This is a genomic window from Oscillospiraceae bacterium (genome assembly GCA_025758045.1).
Taxonomy (GTDB): Bacteria; Bacillota; Clostridia; order Oscillospirales; family Ruminococcaceae; genus Gemmiger.
Genome location: CP107208.1, coordinates 2,617,643 through 2,639,948, shown reverse-complemented (window position 1 = coordinate 2,639,948; position 22,306 = coordinate 2,617,643). Strand labels below are relative to the sequence as shown.

Genomic DNA, 22,306 nt, shown 5'->3' with positions numbered 1-22,306 from the left:
CAGTTCCCTCCTGATTTTATTTGTAAAAAAATCTCTTGTTCAGATCCAGCAGCCCAACCATAGCGTGCATGGGGCCGGATGTGGAAGTTTTAAATACCCAGTAGTACGCCAGGGCCAGGGCCTCGCGCAGGTAACAGGGCAGCACGCTGCGCCACGGCGTGTGGGCAGGCAGCGCAGCGACCGTGGTAAAACCGGCCCGCGCCGCATACCGCCCGGCGCGGTAGCAGTGGAATGCGTTGGAAACGTAAACGATGGGGGTATCGGCGCTGTAGCCGCGCTCTTTTAAAATATCCAGCGAGAAAGCAAAGTTCTCCTCGGTGGAGGTGGACTTGTTTTCGGCCAAAACGCGGTCAGCGGGCAGACCTTTTTCAATCAGGTAATCCCGCATGGCCTGGCCTTCGGGAATCCATTCGTCCCTACCCTGCCCGCCGCTGGTGACGATGAGCAGGTCGGGGTGTTCCGCCGCGTACTCATAGGCTTTATCCAGCCGGTAGCGAAGCAGCATGCTGGGCTTATCCTTACGCAGGCCTGCGCCCAGCACGATCATGACCTGCTCCTGCCCGGTGGGCGGGTTGGCGTAACCGCTGACGGCCACAAAGCCAATTAAGGCCAGATATACAACCAGTAAAACGCCCAGCACGATGCCTACAACGCGTCCGGCCCCGGTGTGGAGCCAACCCGCCAGTGGTTTATGCCAGATGGCGCAGGCCGTGATGGCAGCCGTCAGCACCCAGACCATCAGGTTGCCCATGTTGAAGTTGCTTAAAAACACCAGCATGAGCGAATAGGCGACCAGCGCTGCGGCCAGAATCCATAAGAGAAGGACGCCCATCTTACTTGCAGATCTCATCGTACACGCCGCAGCCGGCTGCGCAGTAGTCAACATCCAGCGCCTTGCAGACGGTATCGGCGATGGTGGCAAAGCTGTAGCGGGTGTGCAGGTTCACGCCTGGCTTGATCTCACTGCCATACACCAGGAACGGCACATGCTCGCGGGTGTGGTCGGTGGTCTTAGTGTAGCTGGGGTCACAGCCATGATCTGCCGTGACCATCAGGATGTCCTCGGGACGCATCTTGGCCATGAACTGGGGCAGCCAATCGTTGAACTCGGCGGCAGCGGCAGCATAACCGGCTACATCGCGGCGGTGACCGTACAGCATGTCGAAGTCGACGAGGTTGACGAAGGCCAGGCCCTCAAAGTCGCGGTCGGCCAGATCCAGCGTGACCTGCAGGCCCTCAGTGTTGCCGCTGGTGCGGATGGTCTCGCCGATGCCCTTCCCGGCAAAAATGTCGTGGATCTTGCCCACACCGATGGTGGACTTGCCGGCAGCCTGGATAGCGTCCAGCATCGTATCACGCGGCGGCACCAGGCTGTAGTCGTGGCGGCGCGGGGTGCGGGTGAAGTTGGCGGAGCAATCGCCCACAAACGGGCGGGCGATGACGCGGCCTACGCCGTACTTGCCCACCAGCAGCTCACGGGCCTGGGCACAAATTTCATAGAGCTTTTCAACGGGGACGATGGCCTCGTTGGCGGCAATCTGGAACACGCTGTCGGCGGAGGTGTAGACGATCAGCGCACCGGTCTTCATGTGCTCCTCGCCGTAATCGCGGATGACCTCAGTGCCGGAATAAGGCTTGTTGCACAGCACCTGAAAGCCGGTCTTGGCAGTGAAAGCGTCCAGCAGGTCTTTCGGGAAGCCGTTCGGAAAGGTGGGCAGCGGGTCGGCACTCAGCAGACCGGCAATCTCCCAGTGGCCGATGGTGGTATCCTTGCCGGCGCTGGCCTCACGGAGGCGGGCAAAGCTGCCGATAGGCTCGGCCACGGGGGTGCCGCAGGTCACACCGTCCAGGTTGAACATGCCCAGCTTGGCCAGATTGTCGCCCTTAAAATTGGGGTGGCCGGCAATGGCGCCCAGGGTGTTGGTGCCTGCATCGCCAAACTGTGGGGCGTCCGGCTCAGCGCCGACGCCGAAGCTATCGAGAACGATCAAAAAAACACGTTTTGCCATAGGTTTGTCTCCTGTCTGTATCATAAACATTGTGTGCGTTGAATACGTAGAATATACCTATTTAAGATTATACCCTATTTGGGGAGGATTGTAAACAGAAAGCCCGTCCTGTGCAGCGGAAACGTGAGCAATATTTGCACAGTAAAACATGTGTAAAGTGGATTTGCGTACTTGTACAAAAGCGGAAATGTGTAGTATAATAGCTTCGATTAATGTTCAGATTTCTTCAATGGAGGTCATGATATATGCGTAAAACAAAAATTGTCTGTACGATGGGCCCTTCTACCGAAAAGCCGGGTATTCTGCGCCAGCTGATGGAGAATGGCATGAACGTTGCCCGTTTCAACTTTTCCCACGGTGATTACGAGGAGCACAAGGGTCGCTTTAACGCCCTGCGCGCCCTGAGCAAAGAGCTGGACCTGCCAGTTGCTGCCATGCTGGATACCAAAGGCCCTGAGATCCGCCTGGGCACCTTCAAGAACGGCGTGGAGAAGCTGGTCACCGGCCAGAAGTTCACCCTGACTTCCCGGGAGGTCGAGGGCACCAACGAGATCTGCTCTGTCTCCTACAAAGAACTGCCCCGCGACGTTGCCGCTGGCGGCCGTATCATGCTGGACGACGGTCTGATCGAGCTGGGGATCGACGAAGTGAGCGACACCGACATCGTCTGCACCGTCAAGAACGATGGCACCATCAAGACTAAGAAGGGTGTCAACGTCCCCGGTGTGCACCTGTCCATGCCCTACATGAGCAACCGCGACCGCAACGATATTCTGTTCGGTATCGAGCAGGGCTTCGATCTGATTTCTGCCAGCTTCGTGCGCAACGCCCAGGACATCATGGAAATTCGCCACCTGCTGGACGAGCACAACAGCAACATCCGCATCATCGCCAAGATCGAGAACCAGGAGGGCATCGATAACATCGACGAGATCCTGACTGTGGCTGACGGCATCATGGTTGCCCGCGGCGACATGGGCGTTGAGATCGACTTTGCCGAGATCCCCTCCATCCAGAAGAACCTGATCGACCGTGCCATGAGCGCCGGTAAGATCTGCATTACCGCTACCCAGATGCTGGATTCCATGATCGTGAACCCGCGCCCCACCCGTGCCGAGATCACCGACGTTGCCAACGCTATTTATGACGGCACCGGCGCGGTCATGCTGTCTGGCGAGACCGCTGCAGGCAAGTATCCCGTCGAGGCCCTGAAGGCTATGGCCACCATCGCCGAGGCTACCGAGTCCGACTCCAACTTTGATTCCCTGGTTCACCACACCCGCGGTGAGAACAGCCGCCTGTCCGTCAGCGCTGCTGTAGGCCACGCTGCCTGCACCACTGCCAACGATATTGGGGCTACCGCTATTATCACCGCCTCCAAGAGCGGCGAGACCGCCCGCCTGCTGAGCCGCTTCCGCCCGGATGCCCAGATCATCGCCTGCGTGCTGGATGAGACCACTCGCCGCCAGCTGAACGTCTACCGCGGCGTGACCCCCTTACTGATGGACTATGCCCACTCTACCGACGAGCTGATCAGCATGTCGGTTGAAAATGCCAAGGACGCTGGTTTGATCCAGGACGGCGATCTGGTCGTTGTCACCGCCGGTGTTCCGGTTGGTGTTTCCGGTACTACCAACATGATTAAGGTCCACATGGTCGGTGACAGCCTGCTGGCTGGTGTCGGTATCGGCAGCCGCAACGCTAAGGGCGAAGTCTGCGTCTGCCGCAGCGCAGCCGAGGCTGCCAAGAAGTTCAAGCCTGGTCAGATCCTGGTCGTGCCTTTCACCACCAACGATGAGCTGCCGTTCATCCGCGAGGCCGCCGGTGTCATCACCGAGGAAGCCGGTGCCAACAGCCATTCCGCTATCGTTGGCCTGACCTTGAACAAGGCCGTTATCGTGGGCGCTACCAACGCTACCCGCACCCTGAAAGACGGTATGGTCATCTCGATGGACTGCATCCGCGGCACTGTCCAGCTGATGGCTAACTAAGGAGCAGATGATGGAACGCATTGCGAGTTTCTGCGTGGATCACACCAAATTGCAGCCGGGTATGTACCTTTCCCGTCAGGACGGCGCAAACGGTGAGATTTTGACCTGGGATATCCGCATGAAGCAGCCCAATAAGGGCAGTTATCTTTCCCCCGCTGCCGTCCACACGCTGGAACACCTGTTTGCGACTTATGCCCGCAACAGCAAGTACAGCAGCGGCGTGGTCTATGTCGGCCCGATGGGCTGCCTGACCGGCTTTTACCTGCTGACGACCGGGCTGACCCCGGCCGAGGCCCTGGACCTGACCCGCAGCGCTTTTGCCTGGATGGCTGAGTACGAGGGCGAGATCCCCGGTGCTTCGGCAGTGGAATGTGGCAACTATCTGATGATGGACCCCATTGCCGCCAAAGCCGAGGCCGCCGCTATGCTGCCGGTGCTGGAAAAACTGAACGCTGACCAGCTGCATTATTGATAACTGAGACATAAAAAATCCCGCCGCACGATAGCTAGGTGCTCGTAAAATAGTTTTCGAGAAATGACACGGCAACTGCCTGTCAGGGTTGGTTACGAGTACCCGGTTGAGTTGGGAGAGCATCAAGCCCCATGCCCGCACCGTCAAGGTGTTGGCATGGGGCTTTTTGTCAAAGTCGTGAGCCAAGGAGTACTCTGAAGGGGGAACGGCTGTATAGGTGCATTTCGGGCAAATCGCTGCGTATGTAGGGAGGTTGGTACGTACGCAGCAAAACGGTCAAGTTTTTCCATATTAGGGGTATTCTTTCATTAGCGAATATGGTATACTTGGCGTAGCCCGGTAAATCGGAAGTTGAGGAGGAAGTAGGTATGCTAAACAACAAAGGGTTCGACCTTTGGGCTGATGGCTATGACAAAACTGTCGGCATTTCTGATGAGGAAAACACATACCCTTTTGCCGGTTATAAAAAGGTACTTGGGTTCATTTTTCAGACCATAATGAGAGATGAAAATGCCGTTGTGTTGGATATTGGATTCGGAACAGGCACATTAACGACAAAACTATACGAGCGAGGCTGTTCCATTTATGGGCAGGACTTTTCATCAAGAATGATTGCGTTGGCATCTGAGAAAATGCCAAATGCACAGTTATATCAGGGGGACTTTTCAAAAGGGCTTGCCGAACCATTGCGGAGCTTGCGTTATGACTATATTGTTGCGACATACTCTCTGCATCATTTAACGGATGCGCAAAAGCGCGACTTTCTGTTAGACTTGCGTAACTACTTAAAAGAAAACGGTAAAATTATAATCGGCGATGTTGCCTTTGAAACACGAAAGGACTTAGAACTGTGTAAATTGAGGGCAGGAAACACATGGGATAATGATGAAATCTACTTTGTCGTTGAGGAACTGAGAAAAGATTTTCCGGCTCTTTCATTTACGCAAATGTCCGATTGCGCGGGAGTCCTGATTTTGGACTGACAAATTCAAATTTACCGTACTCGTTCCCGGCAGGATTTGGGGCAGGCATGCCCCAACAAGAAGCTGTCCACGGGGCAAAAATTGAAAATTTGTGGCCACGGGACGAGTCTTGCCCTTATGAACAACAGAAAACCCAGAACTGCGCAGCTGATTCAGCCAACAGTTCTGGGTTTTCTGTTATCAGGTCAAAAAAATGTTTTACGGAGCCCCTGCAATTTCGTGCGGCGGGACTTTTTGCTTTATGTAAGGGAAAATCAAATCAGAGCAGCAGTGATCAGAGCCATCTTGTAGACTTCCTCGGCATTGCAACCACGGGACAGGTCATTGATGGGCGCGTTCAGACCTTGCAGGATGGGGCCGTAAGCCTCAAAGCCGCCCAGACGCTGGGCAATCTTGTAGCCGATGTTGCCGGCATTGATGTTGGGGAAGATGAAGGTATTGGCGTAACCGGCAACCTTGGAGCCGGGAGCCTTCAGCTGGCCGACCTCGGGTGCAACGGCGGCGTCGAACTGCAGCTCGCCGTCGACCTTCAGCTCGGGATGTGCCTCCTGGACGCGGGCGGTAGCATTGCGCATCTTGTCGACGGTCTCGCCCTTGCCGGAACCCTTGGTGGAGTAGGACAGCAGAGCAACGCGGGGATCGATGCCGAAGACCTCAGCGGTGTGTGCGGTCTCAACAGTGGACTCAACGATCTCGTCCTCAGAAGGATCGATGTTGATGGCGCAGTCGCCCATGGCAATGCTCTCGTCGCCGCGCATCAGGATGAAGCAGGAGCTGACGGACTTGATGCCGGGCTTGCACTTGATCAGCTGCAGAGCGGGACGGACGGTGTCAGCGGTGGAGTAAGTAGCGCCGCCAAGCAGGCAGTCGGCCTTGCCCATCTTGACCAGCATGGTGCCGAAGTAGTTGCCCTTGGACAGAGCGGCACGGCACTGCTCGTCGGTCATCTTGCCCTTGCGCAGCTCGACCATCTTGGCGACCATAGCGTCAAATTCAGGATAAGCGGTAGGATCGATGATCTCGGCACCGGTGATGTCAAAATTGTCTTCAGCGGCGGCCTTTTTAACAGCCTCAGGCTCACCCAACAGAATGACTTTCAGGGTCTTGCCTGCCAGCAGACGGCTGGCGGCGGAAAGGATGCGAGCGTCGGTGCCCTCGGTAAAGACGATGGACTTCGGCTCGGCCTGCAGTTTCTTCTCAAAATTCTCAAAAATGGACATACAAACTACCTCCATGTTTTAGCGCAGAACAACCACTGCGCAACACTTACACAATAATTATAGCACTCAAAACGGGCTTTGCAAAGGAAATGCGCGATTACTGCGGCAAGTGGGCAAAATACATTCGTCGTTGGCTAAAATGACAAAATACTTCACAAAGTTAATTATATATCAAGCTACATTGACGAAAAAATATCAAATTCGCCCCGCCAACAGCCAGCACCCTGCCGCCAGTTGTGCCGCCAAAATCAGCGGCATGCCGACCACAAAGTACCAATGGCGGGTCTTATGATGGAACAGGTACATGCTTAAAAGCGCACCCACACTACCGCCAACGAGGGCCGCCGCAAACAGGGTACGCTCCGGGATACGCCACAGGTGCCGTCTGGCACGGCGCTTATCCTCTGCCATCAGAAACAGCGACAGTAGATTGATGATGACCAGATACACAAACAAAATTTTCATGACACCATTATATCATAAATCTCAAAAATATGGTAGAATACAAAATAAAAGTATAAAAGTGGGGACACAACGATGAAACGTATTTTTGTTACCGGCGCAGGCGGCTTTGTGGGCGCGCGTGCCTGCCGCTTTTTGCAGGGAAACTATGAGGTGCTGACCCTGCCCAAGGGCTGGATGGCCAGCTGCACCGAACTGCAGCTGATGCAGAGTATTGCTGAGGCGCAGCCGGACGTGATCCTGCACACGGCGGCCATCTCTGATACTGGCTACACGGAGCAGCACCCGGAGGAAGCCTACCGCGCCAATGTGGAGCTGCCGCTTTGGCTGGCGCGCGCCGCCGCGCAGCGTGGAGCAAAGCTGGTGGGCTTCAGCTCTGACCAGGTCTACGCCGGCGTGCAGCAGCCCGGCTCACTGCCGGAAACGATGGAACTCTCCCCTGCCAATGTCTACGGCCGTCAGAAACTGGAAATGGAGCAACGCATGTTGGATGCCTGCCCGGACACAGTATTGCTGCGTGCAACCTGGATGTACGACCTGCCCAGCTATGGACTACCCATCCGGGGCAACCTGCCGCTGAACCTGATAAAAGCGACGATGTATGGAGAAAAACTGCGCTTCTCTAACCGCGACTACCGTGGCATCACCTACGTGCGGCAGGCGGTAGAAAACCTGGTGCCTGCTGCCAACCTGCCCGGCGGCGTATACAATTACGGCAGCGAAAACAGAGAGGATATGGTGACGACCGCTTTAGCCTTTGCTGAGGCTTTGCGGCTGCCGGATGTAGATAACCTGATAGAAGCAGTGGACTGGCAGCGGAATCTAGCGATGGATTGCGGAAAACTGCGCGGATATGGGATAAGGTTTGATGCCACGCAGGAGGGCATTTACCATTGCTTGAATGACTACGGCGTTGCGGATTTATAACCTAGTATAAAAGAATCGGGTAAAGTGTCTGTCCCCCGCAGGTTGAGCGACAGCCCGTAGGACTGTCGCTCCCGGCACTGCGGCATCGCCGCCCTGTTCGGCTCTTCATCAGACTTAGCCATAAACGAAGGCCCCCTTGCCGGGACACGGCAAGGGGGCCTTCCAATGGAGCTGATGGGAGTCGAACCCATGTCCGAAAAGAAATTAGTTAGAGTATCTCCGGGCGCAGTATGTTTATTGGATTTCCCTTGGTGCGGGCGAGCATACACGCACTACACCTTGGTAGCTTCGTTAATACCTGACGGGCGGCCAAGCTCAAGCCCGTTCATGTTCAGTACCTAATCGACGCCCTGACCCTGCACGGTACTGATGCAGGCAGGACGGTCGCGCCTAATTAGGCAGCGACGGCAACAGAATAATCGTTGTCAGTTAATTTAAGTTTGGCGCTTTTATCGTGGTGCACCGCCACGGCCCGCTGCTCACGCCTCTCTCCCCCCGTCGAAACCTTTACAGCCCCGCATATTCGGTAGGACAACGCCCCACCGGGAAGGTTAGCTTGAAACAGACTTTTTGCTGCCTTTACCGGGATTTCAGCGCGCGCTCGATATCACGCTTGGCATCGCGTGCGGCAGCAGTGGCACGCTTGTCATACAATTTTTTGCCCTTGCACAAGCCCAGTTCCAGCTTGACACGCCCCTTTTTAAAGTAGAGCGAAAGCGGAACCAGCGTGTAACCTTGCAGCTTGATCTGCTGCCCCAGACGGCGGATCTCGCTTTTATGGGCCAGCAAACGGCGGGGACGGCGCGGATCTTTGTTAAAGATGTTGCCGTGGTCGTAGGGGCTGATGTGTATGCCCTTTACGATCAACTCGCCGTCGTCAATGTCGGCCCAGGAGTCTTTCAGGTTGGCTCCGCCGGCACGCAGGCTTTTGACCTCGGTGCCGACAAGCTCAATGCCTGTTTCCAGGGCTTCCACCACAAAGTACTCGTGGCGGGCCTCACGGTTCAGGGCAATCACCTTTTTGCCGGATTTTTCCTCAGCCATGAAGCTCACCTCTTTTCTCTCTGGCGGGATTTAAAGTATAGCGCGTCTATGCAAAAAAGTCAAGCGCATCCTGTCACAACTCACCGCGGCCCTGCATGGCGCGGTACAGGGTGGTCTCGTCGGCATATTCCAGGCTGGAACCTACCGGCAGACCGTAAGCCAGGCGGGTGGTCTTGATGCCCATCGGCTTGATGAGCTTGGCCAGGTACATGGCGGTGGCTTCGCCCTCCACCGTCGGGCTGGTGGCCATGATGACCTCCTTTACGGTGTCGTTCAGGCGGGCCAACAGCTCTTTGATACAAAGTTGCTCGGCACCGATGCCGTCCATGGGCGAGATCAGGCCGTGCAGTACGTGATACAGGCCGTTGTACTCGTGGGTGCGCTCAATGGATTTGATGTCGCGCGGGCTTTCCACCACGCAGATCACGCTGCGGTCGCGCTTTTGGGAAAGGCAGATCTTGCAGATCTCGCCTGCGGTATAGTCCTGGCAGATGCGGCAGCGGTGCAGATCCTTTTTGGCATGTTCAATGGCTTGGGCCAGTTCCATGGCCTGTTCGTTAGACATGCCCATGACCTCGTAGGCCATGCGGGTGGCGCCTTTGCGGCCGATGCCGGGAAACCGGGCAAACTGATCCACCAGATTTTCCAGTGGCTCTAAATTCTGCGGCATAGATACGGCCTCTTAGCCCAGACCGGGAATGTTCAGCCCGCCGGTCATCTTGGCCATTTCTTCCTCGGACTCCTTGTCAACGGCCGCAACAGCGCTGTTGACGGCGGCGGCAATGAGGTCTTCCAGCATTTCGATATCCTCGGGATCAACGGCCTCGGGCTTGATCTTGACAGCGGTGATCTCGTGCTTGCCGGTCATGGTAACGGTGACCATCTCGCCGCTGGCGGTACCGGTGTACTCTTTGGCCTCCAGCTCCTCCTGCTTGGCGCGGATCTCGTCCTGCATTTTCTGGACCTGGCGCATCATGGCGTTGGGATCGGGGCGGCCGTAGCCTTTGGGCAGTCTTGCTTTCATGGATATATCCTCCAAATCTTATTTGTCTTCAATTTTAATATCAACACCGAGGGCCTGCATGTTTTTCAGCGTTTGGTCGATGGAAACAGCAGGCGTATCGGAAGCGTTGTCTTTAAGCTCCTCATAGGGGCCGATGTTGCAGCGGATGTGGGAAACACGGTAGATGGATTCTTTCAGCTTTTTGCTGACCTCGCGGTTGCTGCGGATGTAATCGCGGAAAGCATCGCTGCACTCAAACAGCACGCGGCGGCCATCGTAGTAAGCGCGGGTGTTGCGCAGAAAAGAGATCAGCATTGCGTCGGTCTCTTCCAGATCAGCCAGTACATTGGGCCAATATACGAACGGCTCCAGCGGGCCTGCCTCTTTGGGCGGCTCCCGTTTGCGGGTCGCAGGCTGTGTAGCAGCAGGTGCGGCGGGGGCAGGCGTGGGCTGCGGAATCGGCGGCAGCTCCGGCTGCAAAAATTCCGGGTCCGGCGGCAGCGGCGGGTCGTCCGTCTGGATGGGTGGGACGGCAGGCTGCTGTACCGGCGGTGCAACAGCGGGTGCAGGTGCCGACACGGGAGCTGAAGTGAACGGCTGCGGCGCTGCGGCTGCCACCGGCTGGCTGGCAGCCGGTGCTTGCATAGTGGCAGTTGCCATGGGCTGCGTCAAAGAGAAAACAGCCAGTTCCAGCTCAATACGCTGGTCAGTGCCGCGGCTCATTTTTTCCAGCGCGGAACCAAAGACGTTGATAGCGCGGATGGCGTCTGCCTGCGGGAAATCCTTGCGCTGCAGATAGGCGGCCTCTTCTTCGGGTGAGGTGCCTGTCAGCAGCGAGGTGCCGCCCGGCAGGGCACAGAGCATCAGGTTGCGGTAATGGCCCGCCAGCTCCATGCAAAGGCGGCGCATGTCCACGCTTTGCTGGCGCAGGGCGGAAATCTTTTCCAGCGCGGCAACGGAATCCCGGGCGGCGATGGCATCGCTGATCTCGAACAGATACCCGCGGTCGGTCACACCGGCCATGCGGCGGACCAAAGCCTCGTCGACCTTATTGTCCACGCCGGCGCAGGTGTCCAGAATAGATAGCGCGTCACGCATGGCACCATCGGCCAGGCGGCCAATCAGCTGGGCAGCGTTGGGGTCGAGGTCGATCTTCTCCTGTTCGGCCACATAGCGCAGACGCCCGGCAATGTCGTCGGCCGTGATGCGCGCAAAATCATACCGCTGGCAGCGGCTTAAGATCGTGACCGGGACTTTCTGTACCTCGGTGGTGGCCAGGATGAAGATGACGTGCTCGGGCGGCTCTTCCATGGTTTTCAGCAGGGCGTTGAAGGCCTGCGTGGAAAGCATGTGGACCTCGTCGATGATATACACTTTATAGCGGCAGACCGAGGGCAGATAGGCAACCTCGTCGCGCAGATCGCGGATGTCATCAACACCGTTGTTGGAGGCTGCGTCCATCTCGATAATATCCATGATGGCACCGGAGTCGATGCCCTTGCAGACTTCGCACTGGCAGCATGGGTCCGGGCTGGAATGGTCCAGACAGTTGACCGCTTTGGCAAAAATTTTTGCGCAGGTGGTTTTGCCCGTGCCGCGGGTGCCGGTAAAAAGGTAGGCGTGGCCGATGCGCCCGGCGGCGATCTGGTTTTGCAAAGCTGTTACGATCGGAGCCTGGCCGACGACATCCGTAAAACGCTGCGGACGCCACTTGCGGTACAGTGCGCGGTACATCAAAGCCACCTCCCTGCAAAAACAGTAAAAAGGCGGGCAGAGCACGCGGCTGCGCTGCTTGGCGTACAGATGCAGGCTTGCCGCGGCACTGTGCAAACGCTGCTTAATGCTGCTCGGTTCCCCGCCTGACATGGTTCACAGGCTGCCCACGCACGGGGCCTGCATCTGTACGCGAAACAGCGCAATTCAGCCCTGTCCGCTTTTAGTATTGTACAATATTTTCAGGATAAATGCAAGGGGTATTTTATTGTCCCAAGGCCTTAGCCCAAAAGCTGCTTGGCAAGGTCGGCACTGGCCTTGGCGTCCTTGCAGTAGTAATCGGCACCAATGTCCTTGGCGTAGCTGGGAGTCAGCACCGCGCCGCCTACCATGACTTTGCAATCCAGCTTGGCAGCGTGCAGGGCCTCGATGGTGGCCTGCATGTTGGGCACGGTGGTGGTCATCAGGGCCGAAAGGCCGACCAGCTTGGCACCGGTCTGGCGCACGGCTTCCACCACGCGCTCCGGCGGCACATCACGACCCAGATCCAGCACATCGTAACCGTAGTTTTCGAGGATGACGCGCACGATGTTTTTGCCGATGTCGTGTACATCGCCTTTGACGGTGGCAATGACGATCTTGCCCTTGCTGCCCTGGGCCTGGCCGGAGGCGGCAATCTTGGCCTTGATGGCCTCGAATGCGGCCTGGGCAGCCGTGGCGGCCTGCAGCAGCTGTGGCAGGAAGACAGTGCCCTTCTCAAAGCCATCGCCTACAGCGTCCAGCGCCGGGATCAGCGAGGTGTTGACGACATCCAGTGGCTCGCGCATCGTCAGGGCAGCATCGGCGGCGGCACGGGCCTCTGTCTTTAAGCCGCGGCGCACAGCCTCAAACAGGGCGTCCCCGCCTGCGGTATTGATTTGTGCATCGGCAGCGGTAGGCGCAGACTTACTGACCTGGCTCGTTTGGATCTGCACATCCGCGTAGGCAGCCACGTAGTCGGTGCTCTGCGGGTCCTGGGAGGTCAGCACGCGGTAGGCACGGACGGCGGCCATCATCTCGGGGGTGTTGGGGTTCATGATGGCAAGGTCCAGCCCGGCCACCATGGCCATAGTCAAAAACGTGGTGTTCAGGTAGCCGCGGCAGGGCAAGCCAAAGCTGATGTTGGAAACGCCCAGCACGGTGCGCACGCCCAGCTCCTTTTTGCAGCGGGTCAGGGCTTCCAACGTCTGGACGGCTCCCTCCTGCTGGGCGCTGGCGGTAAGGGTCAGGCAGTCAATGTAAATATCCTCGTTGGGGATGCCAACGGCGTTGGCGGCCTTGACGATGCGCTGGGCAATGGCAAAGCGGCCATCAGCTGTGGCAGGGATGCCGTGCTCGTCCAGCGCCAGACCGACGACGGCGGCACCGTACTTTTTGCACAGCGGCAGGATCATATCCAGCGTGCTCTGCTCGCCGTTGACCGAGTTGACGATGGGTTTGCCGTTATAGATACGCAGGGCATGGGAGAGGGCGTCCGGGTTGGAGGAGTCCAACTGCAGGGGCAGATCGGTGACGGCCTGCAGGTCGCGGACCAGCTGCTCCAGCGTGGCAGGCTCATCGATGCCGGGCAGACCGGCGTTGACGTCCAGCACCTCGGCACCGGCCTCGGCCTGGGCCACTGCCTGGGCGCAGGGGTAGGAACTGTCCCCTTCCCGCAGGGCCTGCTGCAGCCGCTTTTTGCCGGTGGGGTTGATGCGCTCACCTACCACAGTGATGCCGGTCACGTCCACAAAGCGCACCGGCGTACACAGGCAGCTGCGGCGAATGGGAATCTTCTGCGCCGGGGTAAGCGGGGTGAAGGTCTCTTTTAATTTGGCAATGTATTCCGGCGTGGTGCCGCAGCAGCCGCCCACCATTGAGATGCCGGTGGCGGCGTATTCACGCATTTGTTCGGCAAAGCCGTTGGCGTCCAGATTGTAGCTGCCGTCCGGGTTGGGCAGGCCCGCATTGGGCTTGACGAAAACCGGCAGCCCGGCAGGAACACTGCGGCAAAGGCGCTGGGCAAAGGGCAGAATCTCGGCAGGGCCTAACGAGCAGTTGATGCCGATGGCATCCGCCCCCAGACCGGCGGCGGTAACGGCGTAACTTTCCACCGTGCAGCCGGTAAAAGTGCGGCCGCGGCTCTCAAAACTCATGGAAGTGAACACCGGCAGGTTACAGTTTTCTTTGGCGGCCAGGATGGCGGCTTTCAGCTCGTACAGGTCGGTCATCGTCTCCAGAAAGACGAGGTCGGCTCCGGCAGCAGCACCAGCGCGGATGACCTGGGCAAATTCTTCGTAGGCATCCTCAAAAGCGAGGGTACCGGCGGGGGCCAGCAGTTCGCCCAGGGGGCCGATGTCCAGCGCTACCAGTGCGCTGGTTTCCTGCCCGGCACGGCGGGCGCAGGCGATGGAAGCCGAGACGACTTCCTCGACACTACGGCCGCAGCCAGCCAGCTTTTTGGCGTTGGCACCAAAGGTGTTGGCCAGCAGGATGTCCGCCCCGGCAGCCGTATAATCGCGGTGGATGGCTGTTAAGACATCCGGCATTTCCAGCGCTGCCAGTTCCGGCTTTTGGCCGGGCTGCAGGCCGCGCTGCTGCAGTTGGGTGCCCATGCCGCCATCCAGAAAGACAAAGCGGCGGCGGTCGAAAACTTCTTGAATCTGCACAGATACTCCCCCAAAACGTCTTATTTAGCAAAGCAGGTGGTGCCCTGTTTGCGGAAGCTGCAAGTCTCCCGCAGGTGGCAGGTGGTGCAGCCTGCCAGGGTGCCGGTCACGGGGTGATCGGCAATGCCTAAAATGGCGGTGGTGCTTTTGCGCGGTGCCAGTAAGTGCTGGGGCGTGATGGCCAGGCCGCAGCCGCGCACGGTATCTACCGCCAGGCAAAGCTCATCGTTCAGTTCCAATGGGCAGTCCCCGTAGCCGGGGGCGTAGCGGCCGGTTAAGTAGAGATGCTCGGCGGCAAATTTGGCACGCCATTCAGCTTCCAGCTCATCGCAGATCTGCTCCAGCAAAACCGAAGACAGGGCATCCGCAGCGGTGGCCATGGCAATGTCGGTCAGCTCCAGCCGCCGCAACAGCGAATCTACCTGGGAACCTAGCGTGGCGGCCATCAGCAGTACGGCATCACAGCCTTGCAGGTGGCGCGTTAAATCGGTGCCGCAGTCCAGTTCCGGCGGTGGAAACACCGCCCGCGGCAGCCGCCGCACAGCGGCCCGCGGCGTGGCAGCCGCCAGGATCTTTTCCTCAGCACGGTCCAGCAGTGCGGTGGTGGCATCATCCGGCTGCCAGCCGGATGCACCCATGTAGCGCAGCGCCGTAGCACGTTTTATGGAAGAAGGCTTGGCCCGCTCCATTACAGCAGGTCCTTGATGCCCTCGTAGACCTTGGCGGCCACATTGGCATCGTTCATGGCGTAAAGGTGCACGCCGTCGGCGCCGCCCTCAATCAGGTCGCGCAGCTGGTTGACGGCGTACTCAATGCCGGCCTCATAGAGAGAATCCGGGTCATCCTGAAAACGGGAGACCATGCGGGTGAACTCCGAGGGCAGGCTGGCGGAGGAAAGAGCGACGGTGCGCTCGATCTGGCTGCGCTTGACGATGGGCATAACACCGGCAGAGACCGGCAGTGTTACCCCGGCGCGGCGGGCCAGATTGAGGAAACGGTAGAAATGCATGTTATCAAAGAACAGCTGGGTCAGCAGATGCTCGGCACCGTTGGCCTGCTTAATGCGCAGGTTTTCCACGTCCTGCTGCAGGGTGGCAGCTTCTGGGTGGGCCTCAGGGTAGCAGGCACCGTGGACCGAGAAACCGGGCTTCTTCCATTTAATAAAGGCGGTCAGGTCGCTGGCGTGCTTGAAGTCCGGGCTTTCGGGTCGGGTCGGGGTGCGGTCGCCGCGCAGGGCCAGCACATCGCGCACACCGGCCTGCTCCAGCTCGTCCAGGATGCGGGCGGCACTGGTCTGGTCATTGCCCATGCAGATCAGGTGGGCCAGGGCGGGCACGCCGACCTCGTGCTGGATATAATCGGCCACTTCTACGGTGGAAACGCCGCCGGCGGAACCACCTGCGCCAAAGGTGACGCTGATAAAATCCGGGTTCAGGGCGCGCATGGCCTGCAGGGTGGCTTTCATCTTGTCCATCTGGGTGGTCTGCTTCGGCGGGAAGCACTCGATGGAAAAGACGCAGCGCTTGTTCTGGAATTTTTCCGTGATCGTCATGGTAGGCTCCTTTATATTGTACATCTTAGGCGGCGGCATCCAGCGTGTCGGCGGATGCCGCGCTGAGGGTATCGTTTTGCCAGGTGAAAGTGATGGCACCCATGGTATCGGTGCGGTAGATCTCGGCCCCGGCGTCGGTCAGGCGCTGCAAAGCACGGGCGTGGGGATGGCCGTAGTCATTGTTCAGCCCGCAGCTGATAGCCACGGCCAGAGGCTGCACGACCTGCAAGAGGGCTTCGGTGCTGGAGGTGGACGACCCATGGTGTCCGGCCTTAAACAAAGTGGCATGCAGGGCTTTGCCGTAGCGGTCTACAAGACGCTGCTCGGCGGCGCTTTCGGCATCACCGGTGGAAAGATAACGAAAATTACCCGCTTCAAACAGCGTGCACAGCGAGGCGTTGTTGACATGAGCGGAAGAATCGTCGGTGTCGTACAGTTCGGACTCGCCGCCCTGCAAAACTGTCAGGGTGCCGCTGCCCAGCGGGTAGACAGTGCCGTCCTCGGCGGTGATAACGTCGGTCCCCTGCTCAGCGGCCAAATCAAACAATCCGCGCGGCCAATCGGCAGTCTCGCCGCTGGCCTGGGCATCCCAGGGTGGTACAAGTAATTGCCCGACGGCAAAATTGCGTAACACTTCCCGCGCACCGCCGGTATGGTCGGCGTGGGGATGAGTTAAAACCAGACAATCCAGTTTGGAGATACCAGCCAGCTGCAAATCGCGGACAAGGTCGCCTTTGGCATCGGACGGCCCGGTGTCGATCAGACAGTAGGCACCGTCCTGGCCAATCAAAACGGCGTCCCCCTGCCCCACATCCAACACGGTAACGGTGGTGGACATCTGGGCCAGCAGGTCAGCGTCCGGTGCATCAAGGGAGACCCCGGCGGCAAGGTATAGATCTGACCAGCCGCTGCGGGATTCGATAAAATAAGCGGCAACCGCCAGCAGCAGAACGGCCGGCAGAAGCAGGATCCTGCGCCAGGGCAGACGGCGCTTACGGGCAGCTTTCTCAGGCTTCATCGTACTGTCCATTCAGCTTGCGTTCTTCCCACTGGGCTTTGCTGACCAGTACGGTGCGGGGCTTGGCACCCTCGTAGGGGCCGATGATCTTCTCCTGCTCCATCTGGTCCATGATGCGGGCGGCGCGAGCATAGCCTAGCTTGCAGCGGCGCTGCAGCAGGCTGGTGCTGGCCTGCCCGGCATCGATGACACATTCAACGGCCTGCTCAAACATCGGGTCGAGCGCACCGCCAGTATCGCCGTCATCGTCGCTGCCCTTCTTGCTGCCTTTCTCGGCAACGGCGCGGCGCTCCATCTCGGCAATCATTTCCTCGTCATACTGGGTGGAGGAAGTGGACTTGATAAAGCTCAATACCGCGCCGATCTCCTCGTCGGTGACGAAGGTGCCCTGCACACGCACGGGCTTGGAAGCACCGACCGGCAGGAACAGCATGTCGCCGTTGCCCAGCAGCTTTTCGGCACCCGACGCATCCAGAATGGTGCGGGAGTCGATCTGGCTGGAAACTGCAAAGGCGATACGGCTGGGGATGTTGGCCTTGATCAGGCCGGTGATGACGTCCACGCTGGGACGCTGAGTAGCAACGATCAGGTGGATACCGGCGGCACGGGCTTTCTGCGCGATGCGGCAGATGTAATCTTCGACCTCTTTGCCGGCGACCATCATCAAATCGGCCAACTCGTCGATAACGATGGCAATGTAGGGCAGATGCTCCAGCCCGGTCTGGGCGGCCAGCTTGTTGTAGGCTTTGATCTCGCGGACATTGTTCTCGGCAAACAGCTTGTAACGGCGCTCCATCTCGGCAACGCTGGCGCCAAGGGCCCCGGCGGCTTTACGGGGCTCGGTGACGACGGGCATCAGCAAATGCGGGATGCCGTTGTACTCGGCCAATTCAACGACCTTGGGGTCGATGAGGATGAGCTTGACATCCTCGGGACTGGAACGGAACAGAAAGCTGATGATGATGGAGTTGACGCAGACAGACTTACCACTGCCGGTAGAACCTGCAATCAGCAGATGGGGCATCTTGCACAGGTCGGCGACCTGTGCCGCACCGGCAATATCCTTACCCAGGGCCATGGTCAGCGGGCTGCGCATGTTGATGTAATTCTGGGATTCAAACACCGCGCGGATGTTGACGGTAGAGCGGATTTTATTGGGCACCTCGATGCCGACGGCGGGTTTGCCGGGGATGGGGGCCTCGATACGCACACCGGCGGTGGCCAGGTTCAAGGCAATGTCATCGGCCAAACTGGTGATGCGGCTGACCTTAATGCCCGCCTGGGGCTGCAGTTCATACCGGGTAACAGACGGGCCGCGGCAGATGTCCAGCATGGTGGTCTTGACGCCGAAGCTGTCCAGCGTGTTGACCAGGATGTCGGCATTCTTCTTCATCTCGCGGGCGGCACCGGCTTCGTCGTCGGGGCGGGTCGCGTTGAAAAGGTTCAGGGACGGATAGCAGTACGGCTCCACAGGCTCGGCCTGCATGGCAGCCAGGTTCATGGTGTTGGGGTCTGCCTTGGCGGCGGACGGCGGTGAGCTGATGGGGGCAGAAGCCGAGTTGCCGACGCTGGTGCTGACCTGCAGATGAGCAGCTTCGCCGCGCTGAGGCACTACGAAGGAACTCTCGGTGCCGGTGGGCTGCTGGGGCTGCGCAGAGACCGCAGCAGCAACAGATGAGGCGGGCACAACGGGGGCGGCTTGCGGCACAGGCGTGGCGGGCTGGGCGTTCAGAACATCCGAGATGGGACGGCCGCTGTTCCAGGCGTTGCTGACAGCCTCATTGACGGAGAAGCTGCCGCCGATGGTCGGGATAGCCGGGGCATCGCTGGCGGCGGGAGAGCTATGCGGTTCTTCCGCTGGGGTGTTGCCAGTGAAGGCACCCTCTTCCCCATCTACGGGGATGCCAAAGGAGGCATCATCTTCTACCGGCACCAGCGGGGTATCAAAGGTCGGCTCTGGAGTGAGCGGCACAGAAAATTCCGATTCCTGCGGCAGATCCAGCGTGGTCTCGGAGCTGACATCCTGCTCGCCGTAATAGGGCGCGTGGCCGCTGACAGCGCGGCTGATGAGGTTGTCCAGCTCGTCCCCGGCGGCTTCTTCGGGGGCAGCCTCGGCAGGGTCATCCAGCTTCAGCTCAAACTCGTCTGCAGCAGGCTGGACAGCGGGCTGCGGATCGGCCGTGGCAGCGTGATAGTGCGAAGTATCAGAAAGATGGGACAGCGGGTCCATGCCGAAGGTGCCGCCGGGGCCGATGTTGACAGGCTCCAGCGGATCGTGCTCAATGGCGGCTTTGGCGGCAGAAGCGGTTGCCTCGGGGCCGAGGTCCACGTCAAAGGAAGCACGGGGCTGCGACTCGGCAGCAGGCGTACCATAGCTGGCCGGGGTGTACCCGGCTGCGGCGGCATAGGCAGCGTAAGTAGGTGCCGGGGTGTAATTGGGGATGACCGGAGCACTGGCGGCAGGCTGCGAAGGAATGGCAGGCTGTACGGGCTGAGCCGGCTGGTTTACAGGCGCGGCCTGCTGCACCAACGGTTGTACAGGTTGGGCGGGCTGTACCGGGATGCGCCCGGTGTCGGCGATGACATCGTAGGCCGGGTGGTGCGGACGATTATCCTGCACGGGAGCGGTCAGGTTCTCAATGGGTTCTTCCTCCTGCTCCTGGGCAAACAGTTGGGTGTCGTAGGCGGTCTCTTCTTCGGCACGGTCCTGGCGGGCCTGCTGCAGCTTCTGGTACTGGTTGTTGACAAACAACACCACATCGGCGGGTGTGATGGCAAAGAAGAACATCAGCCCCAGCAGGAACACCAGCAGCATGATGACGTTGGATGCCGGGCGACCAAACAGTGCCAGCAGCGTGCCGCCGACCGGGGCGCCCCAGACGCCGCCTTCCCAGAAGCTGGTCTGCCCGCGGGCGAACAACATTTTAATAATCTGCCAAGGGTTGGCATCGTTCAGCGATACGTTGGAGAAGATGACAGGTACACCGGCGCACAGCACGCTCATCAGCGCGACTTTGCCCGCAAACAGAGTGACGCGGTAGCCGGAGGCCAGCAGGTAGGCCAGGTACAGCAAAAACGGCCCGACCAGATAGGTCATAACGCCGAAAATGCCAAACAGTCCACCGCGCAGGGTCTTCCACATGTTTTGACCGGGCACCAGCACCATGGCAACACACAGCAAACCTAACCCGGCCAGCAGGATGCTGCGTGCCAGGTTGGGTGTTTCAGCGCGGCGCTGCGCACGGCGGGATGCCTGCGCTTTGCTGCGGGACGAAGAGGACTGGCCCGATTTGCCGGACGAAGCCCGATAAGTTGTAGAAGACCGGCTTGACGAGGAACGGCTTTTGCTTTTGGAAGAGGATGAGGAACGGTTTTTGTTGCCGGAGCTTTTCCCGGAACGAGACTGCGCCATGTTTCTTACTACCCCACTATTCTACATAGGAATTCTATCTTAAACCGGGCTGAAAGTCAGCCCATGCGAACATTCCCTATTATTCTATCACGAATCGCGAGGCTTGTAAACGAAAAATCCGCAGGTGAGTTATCCCCTGCCCTTTTGGCAGATAGCACAAAAAGCTGTGTTACCTGCCGGATTCGATTTCCTTATATAAATAGCGCAGTGCGTCGCCCAGGCCACCCAGTTCATCGATCAGGCCTTCCTCCACGGCCTGGCGACCGTCCAGCACGGTGCCCATGTCCATCACAAGCTCGCCGGTGTTGTGCATCAGGGCGGTAAAGCGGCGGGCAGTGATCTTGGAATGGCTGGCTACAAAGCCAACGATGCGCTCCTGCATCTGCTCAAAGTAGCGCAGGGTCTGGGGTACGCCCAGCACCATACCGGAATGGCGCACAGGGTGTACCGTCATGGTGGCGGTGGGTACGATAAAGCTGCGCCGGGCCGACACCGCCAACGGGATACCGATGGAGTGGCCGCCGCCCAGCACCAGTGTGGCACTGGGCTTATTCACCCCGGCGATAAGCTCGGCCAGGGCGAGGCCAGCTTCCACATCACCGCCCACGGTGTTTAAAATGACCAGCAGGCCTTCGATCTCCGGGTCCTCCTCAATATCCACCAGCTGCGGGATGACGTGCTCATACTTGGTGGTTTTCTGGGCATCCGGGGCCAGGGTGTGGCCCTCGATGGTACCGATGACGGTCAGGCAGTGGATGGCGTGGCGGCCCTTGGTGGCAGGTACGGTGCCGCTGTCGGTAATAAGATCATGCTCCAGACTTTGGAGTGCGGCGCTCTCGGTTGGGTTGAGTTTTGGACGTGACTTGGTCTTTTTCGAGGTCGGTTCCATAGCGAGTAGCCCCCTTTCTGGTTTAGTATGCACGGAACGCAGGGCGGATATGCGAAAGAGAAAAGCGCAAGATACATATGAATCAGCGTAAAAGCCTGCAAAAGACGATAAAAACGAAAATATTTTGCTCTTTCCTGCACACGATGGTTAGAAATTACGAAAAAACTTAGATAAAAAATTGACAATTTGAAGTGCGCAATTTATAATAAGTTATAAATTTAGCAAAAGGGATTCTTTCCGGGCATTCGCATCCCGGCATTGTGAGGTAAGTATCATGGCAATTCAAAGCAAGGTATCTCTTCCCGTTATCAAGCGTCTTCCCAAGTATTACCGCTACCTGACGACCCTGTCGGCCGACGGCAAGGAGAAAATCTCCTCCAGCGAGCTGGCCCACATGATGGGCACCACTGCCAGCCAGGTGCGCCAGGACTTCAACTGTTTCGGTGGTTTTGGCCAGCAGGGCATCGGTTATAAGGTGGATGTGCTGCGGGCAGAGATCGGCAAACTGCTGTTTAGCGACGGCGAAAAGCTGCCCACCATCCTGATCGGCGCTGGCCGCCTGGGTTCTGCGGTGTCCAGCTTCATCAGCCGCGATACCAACGGATATAAGCTGATCGGCGTGTTCGACATCAACCCCGAACTGTGCGGCAAGGAGATGGGCGGAGCAACCATCTACCCGCTGAGCGAGCTGGAGGCCTTCTGCGCCGAGCATCACCCCACCGTGGCGGTACTTTGCGTCCCACGCCAGAGCGCGATGGAACTTTCCGGTGAGCTGGTGACCCATGGCATCCAGGGCTTCTGGAACTTCAGCCACTATGACCTGTCAGTCGAGTATCCCGGCGTTACGGTGGAAAACGTCCATTTGGGCGACAGCCTGATGAGCCTGGGCTACCGCCTGCGCAATAAAGACTAAGATAAAGGAGC

The 22,306-nt window shown here is 58.6% G+C and carries 19 protein-coding genes and 2 other RNA genes; 5 read left to right on the top strand and 16 right to left on the bottom strand.

All coding sequences use genetic code 11. The annotated features are described in order from the left end of the window. Positions 1 to 16 precede the first annotated feature (16 nt). A complete protein-coding gene (locus OGM81_12310) occupies positions 17 to 850 on the bottom strand; it encodes a YdcF family protein (protein UYJ43099.1) in 834 nt (277 codons plus the stop codon). Then, positions 834 to 2,009: a phosphopentomutase gene (locus OGM81_12305; GenBank protein UYJ43098.1), complete on the bottom strand. Its 1,176-nt coding sequence runs from the start codon at positions 2,007 to 2,009 to the stop codon at positions 834 to 836. The genes OGM81_12310 and OGM81_12305 overlap by 17 nt, the downstream gene beginning before the upstream one ends. Positions 2,010 to 2,254: 245 nt before the next feature. Between OGM81_12305 and pyk the strand changes: the two genes are divergently transcribed. From pyk to OGM81_12290, 3 genes are all read left to right on the top strand, one after another. Further along, on the top strand, positions 2,255 to 4,000 hold the full coding sequence (gene pyk, locus OGM81_12300; GenBank protein UYJ43097.1) for a pyruvate kinase: 1,746 nt from the start codon (positions 2,255 to 2,257) through the stop codon (positions 3,998 to 4,000). A gap of 10 nt (positions 4,001 to 4,010) precedes the next feature. Next, positions 4,011 to 4,472, top strand: a complete 462-nt coding sequence (locus tag OGM81_12295) for an S-ribosylhomocysteine lyase (GenBank protein ID UYJ45008.1) — start codon at positions 4,011 to 4,013, stop codon at positions 4,470 to 4,472. A gap of 368 nt (positions 4,473 to 4,840) precedes the next feature. Continuing rightward, on the top strand, positions 4,841 to 5,455 hold the full coding sequence (locus OGM81_12290; GenBank protein ID UYJ43096.1) for a class I SAM-dependent methyltransferase: 615 nt from the start codon (positions 4,841 to 4,843) through the stop codon (positions 5,453 to 5,455). 254 nt (positions 5,456 to 5,709) lie between these two features. On the opposite strand, the gene pta is transcribed toward OGM81_12290, so the two are convergent. Continuing rightward, positions 5,710 to 6,675 (bottom strand): phosphate acetyltransferase, encoded by a 966-nt coding sequence (gene pta, locus OGM81_12285; GenBank protein UYJ43095.1) that lies wholly within the window; start codon positions 6,673 to 6,675, stop codon positions 5,710 to 5,712. 195 nt (positions 6,676 to 6,870) lie between these two features. After that, positions 6,871 to 7,140 carry a DUF1294 domain-containing protein gene (locus OGM81_12280; GenBank protein UYJ43094.1) on the bottom strand — a complete coding sequence of 90 codons (270 nt, stop codon included), beginning with the start codon at positions 7,138 to 7,140 and terminating at the stop codon, positions 6,871 to 6,873. Positions 7,141 to 7,212: 72 nt separating this feature from the next. On the opposite strand from OGM81_12280, the gene OGM81_12275 reads away from it, so the two are divergent. Then, positions 7,213 to 8,064, top strand: coding sequence for a sugar nucleotide-binding protein (locus OGM81_12275; GenBank protein ID UYJ43093.1), 852 nt, complete (start codon positions 7,213 to 7,215; stop codon positions 8,062 to 8,064). Between the two features lie 163 nt (positions 8,065 to 8,227). Here OGM81_12275 and ssrA read toward each other — a convergent pair. The 12 genes from ssrA to OGM81_12215 form a co-directional block, all read right to left on the bottom strand. Continuing rightward, positions 8,228 to 8,581: a transfer-messenger RNA gene (gene ssrA / locus OGM81_12270) on the bottom strand. Between the two features lie 62 nt (positions 8,582 to 8,643). Beyond that, the gene (gene smpB / locus OGM81_12265) at positions 8,644 to 9,108 is read right to left on the bottom strand and encodes an SsrA-binding protein SmpB (protein ID UYJ43092.1); all 465 of its coding nucleotides are present in this window, start codon (positions 9,106 to 9,108) and stop codon (positions 8,644 to 8,646) included. A 73-nt stretch (positions 9,109 to 9,181) separates the two neighbouring features. After that, the gene (gene recR / locus OGM81_12260; GenBank protein UYJ43091.1) at positions 9,182 to 9,778 is read right to left on the bottom strand and encodes a recombination mediator RecR; all 597 of its coding nucleotides are present in this window, start codon (positions 9,776 to 9,778) and stop codon (positions 9,182 to 9,184) included. 12 nt (positions 9,779 to 9,790) lie between these two features. Further along, the gene (locus OGM81_12255; GenBank protein UYJ43090.1) at positions 9,791 to 10,132 is read right to left on the bottom strand and encodes a YbaB/EbfC family nucleoid-associated protein; all 342 of its coding nucleotides are present in this window, start codon (positions 10,130 to 10,132) and stop codon (positions 9,791 to 9,793) included. A gap of 18 nt (positions 10,133 to 10,150) precedes the next feature. Beyond that, the gene (gene dnaX, locus OGM81_12250) at positions 10,151 to 11,845 is read right to left on the bottom strand and encodes a DNA polymerase III subunit gamma/tau (protein ID UYJ43089.1); all 1,695 of its coding nucleotides are present in this window, start codon (positions 11,843 to 11,845) and stop codon (positions 10,151 to 10,153) included. 66 nt (positions 11,846 to 11,911) lie between these two features. Continuing rightward, positions 11,912 to 12,010: signal recognition particle sRNA small type (gene ffs, locus OGM81_12245), an RNA gene on the bottom strand. A gap of 95 nt (positions 12,011 to 12,105) precedes the next feature. Next, the gene (locus tag OGM81_12240; GenBank protein UYJ45007.1) at positions 12,106 to 14,457 is read right to left on the bottom strand and encodes a homocysteine S-methyltransferase family protein; all 2,352 of its coding nucleotides are present in this window, start codon (positions 14,455 to 14,457) and stop codon (positions 12,106 to 12,108) included. Between the two features lie 74 nt (positions 14,458 to 14,531). Beyond that, positions 14,532 to 15,200 carry a methionine synthase gene (locus OGM81_12235; protein UYJ43088.1) on the bottom strand — a complete coding sequence of 223 codons (669 nt, stop codon included), beginning with the start codon at positions 15,198 to 15,200 and terminating at the stop codon, positions 14,532 to 14,534. Then, positions 15,200 to 16,063, bottom strand: a complete 864-nt coding sequence (locus tag OGM81_12230) for a methylenetetrahydrofolate reductase (GenBank protein ID UYJ43087.1) — start codon at positions 16,061 to 16,063, stop codon at positions 15,200 to 15,202. Before OGM81_12230 ends, OGM81_12235 begins: the two co-directional genes overlap by 1 nt. Positions 16,064 to 16,088: 25 nt before the next feature. Then, on the bottom strand, positions 16,089 to 17,093 hold the full coding sequence (locus OGM81_12225) for an MBL fold metallo-hydrolase (GenBank protein ID UYJ43086.1): 1,005 nt from the start codon (positions 17,091 to 17,093) through the stop codon (positions 16,089 to 16,091). Continuing rightward, the gene (locus tag OGM81_12220) at positions 17,071 to 20,493 is read right to left on the bottom strand and encodes a DNA translocase FtsK (protein ID UYJ43085.1); all 3,423 of its coding nucleotides are present in this window, start codon (positions 20,491 to 20,493) and stop codon (positions 17,071 to 17,073) included. The genes OGM81_12225 and OGM81_12220 overlap by 23 nt, the downstream gene beginning before the upstream one ends. 169 nt (positions 20,494 to 20,662) lie before the next feature. Continuing rightward, positions 20,663 to 21,382, bottom strand: coding sequence for an ATP-dependent Clp protease proteolytic subunit (locus tag OGM81_12215; protein UYJ43084.1), 720 nt, complete (start codon positions 21,380 to 21,382; stop codon positions 20,663 to 20,665). A gap of 274 nt (positions 21,383 to 21,656) precedes the next feature. On the opposite strand from OGM81_12215, the gene OGM81_12210 reads away from it, so the two are divergent. Then, positions 21,657 to 22,295 (top strand): redox-sensing transcriptional repressor Rex, encoded by a 639-nt coding sequence (locus OGM81_12210; protein UYJ43083.1) that lies wholly within the window; start codon positions 21,657 to 21,659, stop codon positions 22,293 to 22,295. Positions 22,296 to 22,306: the final 11 nt, after the last annotated feature.

Excerpts from the sequence above, each read along its gene's own strand:
- OGM81_12310 (UYJ43099.1), bottom strand. The coding sequence starts at position 850 with ATGAGATCTGCAAGTAAGATGGGCGTCCTTCTCTTATGGATTCTGGCC.
- OGM81_12305 (UYJ43098.1), bottom strand. The coding sequence starts at position 2,009 with ATGGCAAAACGTGTTTTTTTGATCGTTCTCGATAGCTTCGGCGTCGGC.
- pyk (UYJ43097.1), top strand. The coding sequence starts at position 2,255 with ATGCGTAAAACAAAAATTGTCTGTACGATGGGCCCTTCTACCGAAAAG.
- OGM81_12295 (UYJ45008.1), top strand. The coding sequence starts at position 4,011 with ATGGAACGCATTGCGAGTTTCTGCGTGGATCACACCAAATTGCAGCCG.
- OGM81_12290 (UYJ43096.1), top strand. The coding sequence starts at position 4,841 with ATGCTAAACAACAAAGGGTTCGACCTTTGGGCTGATGGCTATGACAAA.
- pta (UYJ43095.1), bottom strand. The coding sequence starts at position 6,675 with ATGTCCATTTTTGAGAATTTTGAGAAGAAACTGCAGGCCGAGCCGAAG.
- OGM81_12280 (UYJ43094.1), bottom strand. The coding sequence starts at position 7,140 with ATGAAAATTTTGTTTGTGTATCTGGTCATCATCAATCTACTGTCGCTG.
- OGM81_12275 (UYJ43093.1), top strand. The coding sequence starts at position 7,213 with ATGAAACGTATTTTTGTTACCGGCGCAGGCGGCTTTGTGGGCGCGCGT.
- smpB (UYJ43092.1), bottom strand. The coding sequence starts at position 9,108 with ATGGCTGAGGAAAAATCCGGCAAAAAGGTGATTGCCCTGAACCGTGAG.
- recR (UYJ43091.1), bottom strand. The coding sequence starts at position 9,778 with ATGCCGCAGAATTTAGAGCCACTGGAAAATCTGGTGGATCAGTTTGCC.
- OGM81_12255 (UYJ43090.1), bottom strand. The coding sequence starts at position 10,132 with ATGAAAGCAAGACTGCCCAAAGGCTACGGCCGCCCCGATCCCAACGCC.
- dnaX (UYJ43089.1), bottom strand. The coding sequence starts at position 11,845 with ATGTACCGCGCACTGTACCGCAAGTGGCGTCCGCAGCGTTTTACGGAT.
- OGM81_12240 (UYJ45007.1), bottom strand. The coding sequence starts at position 14,457 with ATGGGCACCCAACTGCAGCAGCGCGGCCTGCAGCCCGGCCAAAAGCCG.
- OGM81_12235 (UYJ43088.1), bottom strand. The coding sequence starts at position 15,200 with ATGGAGCGGGCCAAGCCTTCTTCCATAAAACGTGCTACGGCGCTGCGC.
- OGM81_12230 (UYJ43087.1), bottom strand. The coding sequence starts at position 16,063 with ATGACGATCACGGAAAAATTCCAGAACAAGCGCTGCGTCTTTTCCATC.
- OGM81_12225 (UYJ43086.1), bottom strand. The coding sequence starts at position 17,093 with ATGGACAGTACGATGAAGCCTGAGAAAGCTGCCCGTAAGCGCCGTCTG.
- OGM81_12220 (UYJ43085.1), bottom strand. The coding sequence starts at position 20,493 with ATGGCGCAGTCTCGTTCCGGGAAAAGCTCCGGCAACAAAAACCGTTCC.
- OGM81_12215 (UYJ43084.1), bottom strand. The coding sequence starts at position 21,382 with ATGGAACCGACCTCGAAAAAGACCAAGTCACGTCCAAAACTCAACCCA.
- OGM81_12210 (UYJ43083.1), top strand. The coding sequence starts at position 21,657 with ATGGCAATTCAAAGCAAGGTATCTCTTCCCGTTATCAAGCGTCTTCCC.